This is a genomic window from Streptomyces sp. NPDC093225, assembly GCF_044753805.1.
Classification (GTDB): domain Bacteria; phylum Actinomycetota; class Actinomycetes; order Streptomycetales; family Streptomycetaceae; genus Streptomyces.
Genome location: NZ_JBIVNX010000006.1, coordinates 187,267 through 199,656, shown reverse-complemented (window position 1 = coordinate 199,656; position 12,390 = coordinate 187,267). Strand labels below are relative to the sequence as shown.

The following is a 12,390-nucleotide window of genomic DNA, read 5'->3' as shown; positions in this document are numbered from 1 at the left end:
CGCAATCCGGCGTACCGTACCTCGAGGCCGGTTGCGGATGAGATGATCCGACCGGACCTCACATGTCCACCCCCCCGTGCCCACGGCGCTCCGACCGGCGCCGGGCACCTCACGAAGAGCAGGGAAACCATGTCGCAGGCTCCCAAGTCCGCCCTCTCCAACCTCAACGTCGTGCTGCCCATGGTGTACGCGGCGGCCATCGTCGTCTCCGCCGCCTTCGGAAACGGCAAGGTGACCGGCGTGGTCGCCGCGGCCGGGGGCATGCTGCTCGGCGCGTTCTACGCCTTCCGCGGCCGCAACCGCGACTCCGGCGTCTGACGGGTGGCTCCACGCCGCGCGGCGCGCCCGGCGGGCCCCGACGGGCGGGCCCGCGGGGCGTACGTGCTCGGCGCGGGGCGGCCCTACGGTCGCGTGACGCGGACCTGATAGGCGCCCGTGCGCAGCTGGCCGACGACCGAGACGGAGATGCCCGCGTCGTCGTCCTGGAAGGTCTCGCCGGGCGAGAAGGTCGCGTCGGACAGGTCCGCGTGCACGTTCGGCCGCCGGGTGCAGCCCCCGCTGCCGCGGGTGCTGTCGGAGACGGTGACGGGGCCGTGGCCGGTGTCCACGTCGGAGTCCACCTTGTAGATCAGCACGCCGGGCTTGCACACCTCCTCGTCGTTGCCGGCCGGGGTGCGGACCTCGATCGCGTACCCGGCCTTGTCGGAGACCGGCACGAACGCCAGCTTCTTGCCGCCCCCGACCGCCAGGGGCGAGAGCACGTGGTCGCTCACCCCGGGCTTGGAGGCGCAGCTGATCTGGCTGCTGTCGAGCCAGCCCAGCTTCCACTTGTGCCAGCCCAGCAGGTCGTTGTTGGCGCCCCAGTCCTCGCTCATGATGTCCCAGTGCCCGACCGCGCCCCCGCCGTCCGAGGTGTAGAGGTCGGGCAGTCCGAAGACGTGCCCGTTCTCGTGGGGGAGGACCCGGAAGCCGGTCTCGCGGTAGGACCCGGAGCCGTCGTCCTGGCGGCTGTACACGAAGGACGTGTTCGCCAGCGGCACCCCGTCGGCCACCGGCGCCTCGGCGTTGCCGGAGAAGGTCACGGAGAGCACGGTGTCCAGTGCGGAGGGGCCTGCGTTCGGGGTCACCAGGACGTTGACCAGGTCGTACCGGCTGAAGTCCACCTCGGGGTCGGCGGCCGCGACGATGTGCTGCACCAGCTGCCGGTACCCCGGGTCGTACGGGGAGCCGCGCTCGATCCCGTACGCGGCGAACGGCATCGGCATCCGCAGCCAGGTCCGTATCGGCGCCTCGGCGTGGTAGACCAGCCGCCCGTACGAGCTGGTGCGGAACCAGTTCGCGGTCTGCGGGAAGAACTCGGCCAGCCGGTCGGCCGCCGCGCCCTCCCCCTTGGCGTCCGGGAAGTCGATCATCAGGTTGAGGGCCCGGACCTCGCCCGTGGAGCGCGCGTACCCGGGGGCCGTGGGCAGCCCCTCCGACATCTGTACGCCCATGGCCCCGGAGATCCGACAGGGCGCGAGCCCGGCCTCGGCCTGGGCGGCGGAGACCGGCCCGGAGGCGGAGTGGGTGCGGGAGCTGAAACCCGTGCTCGCGGTGGCGGTGACGCCGAGGGCCAGCGCCGTCAGGCCGATGTAGGCCCTGGTGCGGCGGTGCCGGCATATGCCGTGACGGGTGTGCGCCATGCGATCGCCCTCGGGGTCCCGGGGCAGCCGGCCTGGCCCGGGCTGCACTCTGTGCGATCACCCTCTGCCGGGACGTCGGGGTGCGCCCGTCGGGGGAGGCCGAACGAGGAACGCCTGTGACTCAGGTCACACGAGCGGATGAAATAACCGGGGACGCCCTCCCCGTTTGCACCTACGTCGCCGGAAAACGGGGACGCCCTCCCCGCTTCGGCGGGACGGGGCCCGGCCATCGAAGGCCGGACGGAACGAGAGGAAAGCAGGGACCGTGATGGGCGCGACAGACGTGATCGACACGACGGGCACCGCCCGGCGCGTGCCGCGCCCGCGCGCCGACGCCGTGCGCAACCGCGAGCGGATCCTCGCCGCGGCCCGCGAGGCGTTCGTCGAGCACGGTGCCGACGCCGTCCTCGACGACATCGCCCGGCGCGCCGGGGTCGGCAACGCCACGCTGTACCGGCACTTCCCGGACCGCGCGGCCCTCGTCCACCACGTCGTCCTCTACGTGATGGACCAGGTCGCCGAGCGGGCCGAGGAGGCGCTGGCGGGGGAGTCCGACTCCGCCGCCGCCCTGGACCGCTTCGCGCACGCCGCCACGGACGAGCGCATCGGCGCCCTCTGTCCCATGCTCTCCGGGGACTTCGACCACCTGCACCCCGAACTGCTCGCCGCGCGCGACCGGTTGGAGGTCCTGGTGACCGAGCTCATGGAGCGCGGGCAGCGGGACGGCTCGATCCGCCCCGACGTGGCGGCCGGCGACCTGATGATGGCGCTCTCCCAGCTCAGCCGGCCGCTGCCGGGCACCGCGTGCCCGCAGGTCGACCGGTACGCGCACCGCCACCTCCAGCTGTTCCTCGACGGCCTGCGCGCCCCGGCGCGCACCGCCCTCCCGGGGGCACCGGCCACCCTCGACGACCTCAGGAAGTACCGGACGGACACCGGTGCCTGACGGCCGACGTCACAAACCGCGCGCCTGAAGCGTCATCTCTTCACGGACACCGCAGGCACGCGACCCAGCACGTCCCGCACGGCAGCACCTCCCGCACGCCAGCACACCGAGCACCTCCCGCACACCGGCACACCGAGCACGTCCCGCACGTCCCGCACAGCAGTCACGCCGGCGCGTCAGGCGAGCCGGCACCCCAGCTCCACCGAAACGTCAGGTACACCAGCCCGGCCGCCGCGCCGTCCGGGCTGCCACGCATCACGAACGGGGAACCCCATGCCCAAGTCCGCCGAGTCGGCGGCGCTCGCCCAGCCGACGGCCGATCCGAGCCGCTGGAAGGCGCTCGTCTTCATCGCCCTCGCCCAGCTGATGGTCGTCCTCGACGCGACCATCGTGAACATCGCACTGCCCTCCGCCCAGCAGGACCTGGGCATCTCGGACGGCAACCGGCAGTGGGTCATCACCGCCTACGCCCTCGCCTTCGGCGGTCTGCTCCTCTTCGGCGGCCGCATCGCCGACCTCTGGGGCCGCAAGAACACCTTCATCACCGGCCTCCTGGGCTTCGCCGCCGCCTCCGCACTCGGCGGCGCCGCCACGGGCGAGGCCATGATGCTCGGGGCCCGCGCCCTCCAGGGCGCCTTCGGCGCGCTGCTCGCGCCGGCCGCCCTGTCGCTGCTGGCCGTCATGTTCACCGACGGCAAGGAGCGCGCCAAGGCCTTCGGCATCTACGGTGCCATCGCGGGCGGCGGCGGCGCCGTCGGCCTGATCCTCGGCGGCTTCCTGACCGAGTACCTCAACTGGCGCTGGACGTTCTTCGTCAACATCCCGTTCGCGATCGTGGCCGCCGTCGGCGCCTTCCTCGTCATCCGCGAGCCCGCCGGCGCCCGCAACCGCTCCTCCCTCGACATCCCGGGCGTGGTCCTGTCCACCCTGGGCCTGGTCTCCCTGGTGTACGGCTTCACGCGCGCCGAGTCCGACGGCTGGAACGACCCGGTGACGCTGGGCCTGTTCGTGGCCTCCGCCGTGCTGCTGCTCGCGTTCGTGTGGACCGAGTCCAAGGTGCGCTCGCCGCTGCTGCCCCTGCGCGTGATCACCAACCGCAACCGCGGCGGTGTCTACCTCTCGCTGGGCCTCGCGGTCATCTCGATGTTCGGCCTGTTCCTCTTCCTCACCTACTACCTGCAGGTCGTGAAGGGGTACTCCCCGGTCAAGACCGGCTTCGCCTTCCTGCCGATGATCGCGGGAATGATCACGGGCTCGACCCAGATCGGCGCCCGCCTCATGACCCGGGTCGCGCCCCGCTACCTGATGGCGCCGGGCTTCCTGCTGGCCTCCCTCGGCATGCTGCTGCTGACCCAGATCGAGGTCGGCTCCTCGTACCCGGCGCTGATCCTGCCGGCCCAGCTGCTGCTCGGCCTCGGCATGGGTACGGCCTTCATGCCGGCCATGTCGCTGGCGACCATCGGGGTCGACCCGGCCGACGCCGGTGTCGCCTCCGCCATGGTCAACACCTCGCAGCAGGTCGGCGGCGCGATCGGCACCGCCCTGCTGAACACCATCGCCGCGTCCGCCACCACCGAGTTCCTGGTCTCGCACGCCGCCGAGGCCTCGCGCGGCAAGGAGGCCGCGACGGCGGTCCAGGCCCAGGCCATGGTGCACGGCTACTCGTCCGCCATCTGGTGGGCGGTCGGCATCCTGGTGACCTCCGCGGTCATCGCGTTCACCTTCATCACCACGGGTCGCCCGCAGCCGGGCCCGGCCGTCGCCGGTTCGGACGGCGCGGCGGGCGCGGAGGCCGAGACCCCCGTCCCGGTCATCGCTCACTGACCTCGCGTCCCCCGGGACCCGGGCCCCGGTCGCGCACGCCGCGCGGCCGGGGCCTTCCCGTACCTGCCCCACCCCCGGCCGCATCCGTTCAAATTCGAACGAAAAACTCCTTCAAATTTGAACCATTCGGGGTTACGCTCGAAACATGACCACGCCCAGCCCGGCCCGCATGCCCGCCCTGTACCTCAGCCACGGCGCCCCGCCCCTGGCCGACGACCCGGTCTGGCCCGGCGAACTCGCCGCCTGGTCCGCGGGCCTGCCCCGCCCCCGCGCGATCCTCATGGTCTCCGCCCACTGGGAGGAGGCCCCGCTCGCCCTCGGCGCCGTCGAGCCCGTTCCGCTCGTCTACGACTTCTGGGGCTTCCCCGAGCACTACTACCGCGTCCGGTACGACGCCCCCGGCGCGCCCGAGCTCGCCGAGAGCGTGCGCAAGCTGCTGCGCGCCCCCGGCACGCCGGTGCAGGACATCCCCGACCGGGGCCTCGACCACGGTGCGTACGTCCCGCTCGTCGAGATGTACCCCGACGCCGACATCCCGGTCCTCCAGGTGTCCATGCCCACCCTCGACCCGCAGGCCCTGATGGACATCGGCCGCCGGCTCGCCCCGCTGCGCGACGAGGGGGTCCTGATCGTCGGCAGCGGCTTCTTCACCCACAACCTGGCCGCCCTGCGCCACGCCGGCGGCGTGCCCGGCTGGTCGGCGGAGTTCGACGCGTGGGGCCGCGAGGCGCTCGCCGCCGCCGACGTCGACGCCCTCCTCGACTTCGAGCACCGCTCCCCGGCCGGCCGCCTCGCCCACCCCCGCACCGAGCACTTCGCCCCGCTGTTCGTCACCCTCGGCGCCGCCGACGCCGCCGGCGACCTCACCGCCCACCGCGACGTCATCGACGGCTTCTGGATGGGCCTCGCCAAGCGCTCGCTCCAGTTCGGCTGACGCCGATCCCCTCACGCGGAGGCGTTCCGCGCGGGCCCGGTGATCTCCTCCCCGATCGCGAAACCCTTGGCGGGGCCCTCCGGGATCACCACCTCGCGCCCGTACTGGACGCGCACCTCGCCGGCGTAGACGGCCTCGCCCGGACTCGGGGCGGTGAGTACGCTCACCGTGCCGTGCCCGTCGTAGTCGTCGATCAGCACGTAGACGGGGATCCCCGCGCGGGCGTACTCGCGTCGCTTGCGCGCTCGGTCGCGCGTCGTGCCGTCGTGTCCGGGGGAGACCACTTCGACGACGAGGCGGACGGCTGATGCCTTGATCCCGATGCCGTCCTCGGTGGCGTCCTCTTCCTCGTCCTCCAGGGCGACGAAGAGGTCCGGAATCCATGCCTTGCGGCCGTGGATCACGTTCATGTCCTGGAAGGCGGCGTATTCTCCGCCGCCGAGGAAGGCGTCAACGGCCCGGCGCAGGCGATTGACGATCCGACCGTGCGAGTAGCGACCCGTGGGCGACACCTCGATGAACCCCTCGATGATCTCGGCGCGGTAGCCCTCGGGGAGTTCCATGGCCCTCCATGCCTGCCACAAGACCTCATCCAGTCCGTCGTGGGGCGACTCCGCCTCCGGAGCCTCGTGGGCGAGAGCGGTCATGGGTGCAACACCTCCTCCTCGAAGTCTGGGCGTCGGCAGCCCGGTGACACAAGCGACGCCCTGACGCTAGGGAAAAGTCGCTGCATATGCCGGAGGAATGTCTTCCCGTCATTCGAAAGGGTGGCTCGAGCCGCTGTCCGGGCAACCGAACCGGGCGGCGGAGCGTCTCCGGGGGTGAGGGTGTGGCGCCGTGGGTACGCGAGGGTGGTCACGCGGGGTGTGACGGCGGTCTCGCGGGGTCGCCGTCGCTGACGCGGACCGGGCGGCCGCCCGCCGCCCAGGGGCGTCCTGACCTGCGGATCCGTCGTCGGCGGCCGGGTCGGGCGCAGTCGACCGCGGGGCGCGGCGGGCAGGATACTGCAAGATCGCGAAATTCGGGACGCCGCGTGGGAATTCTGTCCCGATTGCGGTCGTTGTCTCCTTCGGATGCGGGGCGCTCGCGAGAGGGTCCCGACAGCCGCACGAGCCGCACCGCGACCGAACTCATCGCAAGGGAGCACGCATGGCAACCCGCGCCGTCGCCCGTCGTCAGTCCGACACGGCCAGCACCGGTACCTCCGGCACCGTTCGCGCCGTCAGCGGGGAGATCGCAGACCGCGACCTGGTCGGCATGTACCTGGACGAGATCGCGCGCACCCCGCTGCTCGACGCCGCGAAGGAGGTGGAGCTCTCGCAGATCATCGAGGCGGGCGTGTTCGCCCGGCAGATCCTCGACGGCGAGCTGGAGAGCGCCTCCGCCGGCGCCACGCACGAGGAGCTCCGGCAGCTGGCCGCCGCCGGTGACCGGGCCAAGGAGGTCTTCATCCGGTCCAACCTGCGCCTGGTCGTGGCGGTCGCACGCCGCTACCCGCGCAGCGGACTGCCCCTGCTCGACCTGATCCAGGAGGGCAACGCCGGCCTGGTCAGGGCCGTGGAGAAGTTCGACTACACCAAGGGCTTCAAGTTCTCCACGTACGCCACCTGGTGGATCCGCCAGGCCATCACCCGCTCCATCGCCGACCAGTCCCGCACCATCCGGCTCCCCGTCCACCTCGTCGAGGAGCTCGGCCGGATCCGCCGCGTGCAGCGCGAGTTCAACCGCGAGCACGGCCGCGACCCGGAGCACGCGGAGATCGCCGCCGAGCTCGGCTCCACCGAGCAGCGGGTGGGCGACGTCCTCGACTGGGCCCGCGACCCGGTGAGCCTCAACATGTCCGTGGACGACGAGGGCGACACCCAGTTCGGCGACCTGCTGGAGGACACCTCCGCGATCTCGCCCGAGCAGTCGGTGCTCTCGCTGCTGCGCACCGAGGAGCTCGAGGACCTGATCGGCAAGCTCGACGACCGCACCGCCTCGATCATCAAGATGCGGTACGGCATCGACGACGGCCGCGAGCGGACCCTGACCGAGGTCGGCAAGGAGCACGGCCTGACCCGCGAGCGGATCCGCCAGATCGAGAAGCACGCGCTGCTCGAGCTCAAGCGGATGGCCCGCGACACGGGCTTCGACGCCGCCGCCTGACGCCGCGGGGCGCCCACCCGGTCCGCGGGCGCCCGCCCGTGCACTCCCCCGCCCGCCCACCCTCCCCACCCGCGTGCGCTCACGCTCCCGGCACGGCATCCGCGCCGCCGGCCACCGCCGCGGCGCTGAGGCGGGCGCCGAGCACCGCGGCGGCGTCCGCCAGGACCGCCGGGGAGCGCACCTCGAACGGCACGCCCGCCAGCGCCAGCCGCATCGCCACCCAGTCGGGCTGGTCGGAGGTCGTGAACCGGAGCCGGCTGCGCCCGGGATCCCCGGGCTCCGGCTCCGGCGTGCCCACCCAGTACGGCACCACCGCGGCCACCCGCTCCGCCGGCGCCCCGAACACGACCTCCGCCCCGTACGGCGCCTGCCCCCGCCCCGACCGCATCGCCCGCTCCACGAACGCCAGCGCGTCCCCCATGGGTAGCTCCCGCGCCGCGAACCGGGCCCCCGTCGCGAACGGCTCGCGCACCCGGTCCACCCGGAAGGTCCGCCAGTCCGCCCGCTCCAGGTCGTACGCCACCAGGTACCAGCGGCGCCCCGTCGAGACCAGGCGGTACGGCTCCACCAGCCGCTTCGAGCTCCGCCCGTCCCCCGCCTCGTAGGCGAACCGCAGCCGCTCCCGCCCCGTCGCCGCGGCCGCGATGGCCGTGAGCGTGCGCGGGTCGATGCTCGCCCCGTCGCCGCGCGACAGCGCCGACGTGGCGGACTGCAAGGTGCTCACCCGGTGCCGCAGCCGCGACGGCAGCACCTGCTCGAGCTTGGCCAGGGCCCGTACGGACGCCTCCTCGACGCCCTCGATCGCGTGCCCGGCGCCGGCCCGCAGCCCCACCGCGATCGCCACCGCCTCCTCGTCGTCCAGCACCAGCGGCGGCAGCGCGGCCCCCGCCACCAGCCGGTACCCGCCGACGGCACCCTTGGACGCCTCCACCGGATACCCCAGCTCGCGCAGCCGGTCGATGTCCCGCCGGATCGTGCGGGCGCTCACCCCGAGCCGCTCGGCCAGCTCGCTGCCGGGCCATTCCCGGGGCGTCTGCAGGAGGGACAGCAGGGTCAGGAGCCGTGCGGGAGTGTCGGTCATGGACCCATTCTCGCGGTAAATAGGTCACGATCTGACCTACTGCCGGGCTAGCGTTCCTCCCATGACCAGCACCCACAAGGAACAGCAGCCCGCCGCGCCCGGGCCCGACCGCGATCCCGCCGACCCCATAGCAACCGCGGCCTCCGCCGACCGGCGCCGCTGGTTCGCCCTGGCGATCGTCATGACCGCGGCGTTCATGGACCTCGTCGACGTCACGATCGTCAACATCGCCCTGCCCAGCATGCAGGCGGACATGGGCGCGTCCGACACGGCGATCCAGTGGATCACCGCGGGCTACGCGCTGGCCTTCGCCGCAGCCCTGATCACCGGCGGCCGCCTCGGTGACATCTACGGACGCAAGCGCCTCTTCCTCGTCGGCATCGCGGGCTTCACCGCCGCCTCCGCGCTGTGCGGCCTGGCCGCCAACCCCGAGATGCTCGTCGCCTCCCGCCTCCTCCAGGGCGGCATGGCGGCCATGATGGTCCCGCAGGTGCTCGCGATCATCCACGTCACCTTCCCCGCCGAGGAGCGCGGCAAGGTGTTCGGCATGTTCGGCGCGATCGTCGGCCTCGGTGCCGTCTCCGGCCCGATGCTCGGCGCACTGCTCACCGAGTGGAACCTCTTCGGCCTCGAGTGGCGCCCGATCTTCCTGATCAACCTGCCCGTCGGCATCGCCGGTCTGCTGCTCGGCGCGAAGTTCATCCGGGAGTCCAAGGCCCCCGTCGCGCTGCGCCTCGACCTCGTCGGCGTCGTCCTGGTCAGCCTGGGCCTGGTCATGCTGATCTACCCGCTGACGCACGGCCGCGAGGCCGGCTGGCCGACGTGGGGCTTCGTCTCGATGGGCGCCACGCCGCTCGTCTTCGCCGCCTTCATCGCGTACGAGAAGTACAAGACCCGGAAGGACGGCTCCCCGCTGGTCGAGCTCTCGCTCTTCCGCATCAAGAGCTTCGCGGGCGGCATCGCGGTCCAGCTGACCTTCGGCATCGCGACCGGCATCTTCTTCCTCTGCTGGACGCTGTACATGCAGCTCGGCCTCGGCTGGACCCCGCTGCACGCCGGTCTGACGGGCATCCCGTTCTCCCTGGCCGTCTCGGCCGCGGCCGGCCTGTCGGTGCAGAAGCTCGTGCCGCGCTTCGGCCGCGGGGTGCTGCAGGCCGGTGCGCTGGTCATGGCCCTGGGCGTGCTCCTCTACATCTGGGAGGCCAACCGCTACGGCCTCGGGATCGCCTCCTGGCAGATGGCGCTGCCGCTGGCCGTGATGGGCGTGGGCATGGGCCTGATCGTGGCGCCGCTGACCGACGCCGTGCTCTCCGAGGTGCCGCGCGAGCACGCCGGCTCCGCGTCCGGGCTGATCAACACCACCGGCCAGATGGGCAACGCGCTCGGTCTCGGCCTGGTCTCCGTCGTCTACTTCACGATCGTCGACGACCGGCTTCCCGAGGCCGGCCCCGCCCTGGCCTTCACGGACGCCTTCGAGAACGCGCTCTGGTACGTCATCGCCGTCCTCGCCGTGATCTTCGCGGTGATGTTCTTCCTCCCCCGCCACCAGCGCCGTCCCGCCCCCGAGTCGGCCGACGCCCCGCTGGACGCCGCGGACACCCCCACGAAGGTCCCGGCGTAACCGCCGCCGGCGAGGCTGGAAGCGCCCCTTCGCCGCCGGGCCTGGAGTTGCCCGCGGCGGGGCGACTCCAGCCCGCGCGGCGTTCGGGACGGGCCGGAATCCAGCCCGCGCGGCGTTCGAGCGCCCCCGGTGCGCAGCGCCGGGGGTTCCCGGGCGGAACCCGAGCCGACCCACCGGCGACACGGCCCCCCGGCGCCCCCACTGGCGGCGCACCGGCGTCACGGAGACGCTGGGGCAGGAGAAGCCCACCGGCACGGGAGCCGCACACGCATGATCCTCACCGTCACGCCCAACCCCTCCCTGGACCGCACCTACGAGGTGCCGGCCCTGACCCGTGGCGCCCTGCACCGCGCCACCGCCGAGCGGGTCGAGCCCGGAGGCAAGGGCGTCAACGTCTCCCGCGCCGTCGCCGCCGCGGGCGGCCGTACCATCGCCGTCCTCCCGCTCGGCGGTGCCCCCGGCGCGCTCGTCGGGGAACTCCTCGGCGCCCAGGGCATCGACGTGACCGCGGTGAGCGTCGCCGGCAGCACCCGCTCCAACATCGCCGTCGTCGAACCCGACGCCACCCTCACCAAGATCAACGCACTGGGTCCGGAGCTGACCCCCGTCGAGGCCGCCCTGCTCCTCGACACGGTGCGGGCCCAGGCGCCCGCCGCGGACTGGATCGCCTGTTGCGGCAGCCTCCCGCGCGGCCTGCCGCATGAGTGGTACGCCGACCTCATCGCCTGCGCCCATGAGGCGGGCGCACGCGTCGCACTGGACACCTCGGGCCCCGCGCTGCTGGCGGCCCTCCCGGCCGGGCCCGACCTGGTCAAGCCGAACGCCACGGAGCTCGCGGAGGCGGTCGGCCGCCCGCTGGCCACCGTGGGCGAGGCGGCCGAGGCCGCGCGCGAGCTCCGGCACCGGGGCGCCGGGGCGGTGCTCGCCAGCCTCGGCGCCGCCGGCCAGCTGCTCGTCGACGCGACGGGCACGTACTACGGGTACGCCCGCGTGGGCACCGTCCGCAGCGTCGTCGGCGCCGGCGACGCGGCCCTGGCCGGCTTCCTGCTCGCGACCGCCGCCCCCGCCGCCGCGACCGCTACCCCCGCCACCGCCGGGACCGACACCGGGCCCGCCGGACCGGGGCCGGGCTCCGGCCCGGCCGCACTCGCCTCCGCCCTCGCGCACGGCGCCGCCGCGGTCGGGCTGCCGGGCAGCGCGATGCCCACTCCCGCCGACCTCGACCCGTCCGCCGTCACCGTCGTGACGACCCCGGACGACGTCCCGGCAGACCGCCCCCTACCGGACCACTGACCCGCACCGCACCCGCACCCGCACCCGCGAGCACCAGCACCACCCCTCGCCCCGCCAACCCCCTACCGCACCCGGGCCCGCACCTCCATCGCCTCCCGGGCCGCCCGCTCGCTCGCGTAGACCTCGCACATGTGCCGCCCGTCGGGCGTGGCCGTGTGCTCCACCTCCCACAGGCTGCACTCCGTACCGTCCAGCAGCACGAAGGCGTGCTCGTACAGCGTGAACCCGGCGTCGCGGCCGTCCGACAGGCACTGCCGGCTCCCGAAGGCCTGCGTGATCTGGTGCGCGTAGGCCGAGGTCAGCAGCCGGGCGACCGCGGGCCCCGGCCGGTCCGCGTTCTCCGCCCGGCGCAGGACCCGGCGGGCGTGGTCCGCCGAGTCGTCCACCGCGTACGTCCGGCGCTGCCGCGGCAGGGTCGGCCGCGCGAACAGGGCGCCCAGCACCGCCAGATCGTGCTCCGGGCCGTCGTCGTCCGCCAGCGCCGCGTACGACGCGAGCTCCGCCGCCGAGAGGTCGTACTCCTCGCCGAACAGCCGGTCCACGGCCAGGCCCAGCTCCTCCTTGTCCGCGAACACCTCGTGCCGCAGGGCGCTCGCCCCCGGCGCGCGGTGGGCCAGCTCCCACAGCGAGACCGCCTCGCCGTCCGCCAGCAGGTAGGTGTGCCGGTACGTCTCGTGGTGCAGCCCGGTGACGGAGCTGTGGTGCGAGGAATGCAGCGCGGAGCTGTGGGCGAGCGCCGTGCCGATGCGCTCGACCAGCTGGTCGGGGAGGTCGAAGGAGTTCAGGGCGCGGCCCAGGAGTCGCTCGAGGTGGGCCTCGGTTGTCTCGTACGGATCGCTCAACGTGGTCTCCAGGCCGTCG

General features: G+C 73.4%; 11 protein-coding genes. 7 read left to right on the top strand and 4 right to left on the bottom strand.

From position 1 onward, the window contains the following. Window positions 1–129 precede the first annotated feature (129 nt). Window positions 130–318 (top strand): hypothetical protein, encoded by a 189-nt coding sequence (locus ACIQCH_RS08920; protein ID WP_402579462.1) that lies wholly within the window; start codon window positions 130–132, stop codon window positions 316–318. An 83-nt stretch (window positions 319–401) separates the two neighbouring features. On the opposite strand, the gene ACIQCH_RS08915 is transcribed toward ACIQCH_RS08920, so the two are convergent. Then, window positions 402–1,682: a M6 family metalloprotease domain-containing protein gene (locus tag ACIQCH_RS08915; RefSeq protein WP_402579460.1), complete on the bottom strand. Its 1,281-nt coding sequence runs from the start codon at window positions 1,680–1,682 to the stop codon at window positions 402–404. 268 nt (window positions 1,683–1,950) lie between these two features. Here ACIQCH_RS08915 and ACIQCH_RS08910 point away from each other — a divergent pair, with 268 nt between their 5' ends. The 3 genes from ACIQCH_RS08910 (at window position 1,951) to ACIQCH_RS08900 (ending at window position 5,386) form a co-directional block, all read left to right on the top strand. Further along, window positions 1,951–2,628, top strand: coding sequence for a TetR/AcrR family transcriptional regulator (locus ACIQCH_RS08910; RefSeq protein ID WP_402579458.1), 678 nt, complete (start codon window positions 1,951–1,953; stop codon window positions 2,626–2,628). Window positions 2,629–2,901: 273 nt separating this feature from the next. Beyond that, window positions 2,902–4,452 carry an MFS transporter gene (locus ACIQCH_RS08905; RefSeq protein ID WP_402579456.1) on the top strand — a complete coding sequence of 517 codons (1,551 nt, stop codon included), beginning with the start codon at window positions 2,902–2,904 and terminating at the stop codon, window positions 4,450–4,452. A gap of 145 nt (window positions 4,453–4,597) precedes the next feature. After that, window positions 4,598–5,386, top strand: a complete 789-nt coding sequence (locus ACIQCH_RS08900; protein WP_402579454.1) for a dioxygenase — start codon at window positions 4,598–4,600, stop codon at window positions 5,384–5,386. Between the two features lie 11 nt (window positions 5,387–5,397). On the opposite strand, the gene ACIQCH_RS08895 is transcribed toward ACIQCH_RS08900, so the two are convergent. Continuing rightward, the gene (locus ACIQCH_RS08895; protein ID WP_402579452.1) at window positions 5,398–6,033 is read right to left on the bottom strand and encodes a Uma2 family endonuclease; all 636 of its coding nucleotides are present in this window, start codon (window positions 6,031–6,033) and stop codon (window positions 5,398–5,400) included. 502 nt (window positions 6,034–6,535) lie between these two features. Here ACIQCH_RS08895 and ACIQCH_RS08890 point away from each other — a divergent pair. Continuing rightward, the gene (locus ACIQCH_RS08890) at window positions 6,536–7,534 is read left to right on the top strand and encodes an RNA polymerase sigma factor RpoD/SigA (RefSeq protein ID WP_402579451.1); all 999 of its coding nucleotides are present in this window, start codon (window positions 6,536–6,538) and stop codon (window positions 7,532–7,534) included. A 79-nt stretch (window positions 7,535–7,613) separates the two neighbouring features. On the opposite strand, the gene ACIQCH_RS08885 is transcribed toward ACIQCH_RS08890, so the two are convergent. Beyond that, on the bottom strand, window positions 7,614–8,615 hold the full coding sequence (locus ACIQCH_RS08885; protein ID WP_402579449.1) for a helix-turn-helix transcriptional regulator: 1,002 nt from the start codon (window positions 8,613–8,615) through the stop codon (window positions 7,614–7,616). A gap of 61 nt (window positions 8,616–8,676) precedes the next feature. On the opposite strand from ACIQCH_RS08885, the gene ACIQCH_RS08880 reads away from it, so the two are divergent. Together ACIQCH_RS08880 and pfkB are read left to right on the top strand one after the other, a co-directional pair. Next, entirely contained in the window at window positions 8,677–10,236 is a 1,560-nt protein-coding gene (locus ACIQCH_RS08880; protein ID WP_402579447.1) for an MFS transporter, read from the top strand. A gap of 270 nt (window positions 10,237–10,506) precedes the next feature. Continuing rightward, on the top strand, window positions 10,507–11,529 hold the full coding sequence (pfkB, locus tag ACIQCH_RS08875; protein WP_402579445.1) for a 1-phosphofructokinase: 1,023 nt from the start codon (window positions 10,507–10,509) through the stop codon (window positions 11,527–11,529). A gap of 62 nt (window positions 11,530–11,591) precedes the next feature. Here the strand turns inward: pfkB and ACIQCH_RS08870 are convergent, their stop codons facing one another. Continuing rightward, window positions 11,592–12,371 carry a DUF6227 family protein gene (locus ACIQCH_RS08870; RefSeq protein WP_402579536.1) on the bottom strand — a complete coding sequence of 260 codons (780 nt, stop codon included), beginning with the start codon at window positions 12,369–12,371 and terminating at the stop codon, window positions 11,592–11,594. Between the last annotated feature and the right edge of the window lie 19 nt (window positions 12,372–12,390).

Excerpts from the sequence above, each read along its gene's own strand:
- ACIQCH_RS08880 (WP_402579447.1), top strand. The coding sequence starts at position 8,677 with ATGACCAGCACCCACAAGGAACAGCAGCCCGCCGCGCCCGGGCCCGAC.
- ACIQCH_RS08905 (WP_402579456.1), top strand. The coding sequence starts at position 2,902 with ATGCCCAAGTCCGCCGAGTCGGCGGCGCTCGCCCAGCCGACGGCCGAT.
- ACIQCH_RS08895 (WP_402579452.1), bottom strand. The coding sequence starts at position 6,033 with ATGACCGCTCTCGCCCACGAGGCTCCGGAGGCGGAGTCGCCCCACGAC.
- ACIQCH_RS08890 (WP_402579451.1), top strand. The coding sequence starts at position 6,536 with ATGGCAACCCGCGCCGTCGCCCGTCGTCAGTCCGACACGGCCAGCACC.
- pfkB (WP_402579445.1), top strand. The coding sequence starts at position 10,507 with ATGATCCTCACCGTCACGCCCAACCCCTCCCTGGACCGCACCTACGAG.
- ACIQCH_RS08920 (WP_402579462.1), top strand. The coding sequence starts at position 130 with ATGTCGCAGGCTCCCAAGTCCGCCCTCTCCAACCTCAACGTCGTGCTG.
- ACIQCH_RS08910 (WP_402579458.1), top strand. The coding sequence starts at position 1,951 with ATGGGCGCGACAGACGTGATCGACACGACGGGCACCGCCCGGCGCGTG.
- ACIQCH_RS08885 (WP_402579449.1), bottom strand. The coding sequence starts at position 8,615 with ATGACCGACACTCCCGCACGGCTCCTGACCCTGCTGTCCCTCCTGCAG.
- ACIQCH_RS08900 (WP_402579454.1), top strand. The coding sequence starts at position 4,598 with ATGACCACGCCCAGCCCGGCCCGCATGCCCGCCCTGTACCTCAGCCAC.
- ACIQCH_RS08915 (WP_402579460.1), bottom strand. The coding sequence starts at position 1,682 with ATGGCGCACACCCGTCACGGCATATGCCGGCACCGCCGCACCAGGGCC.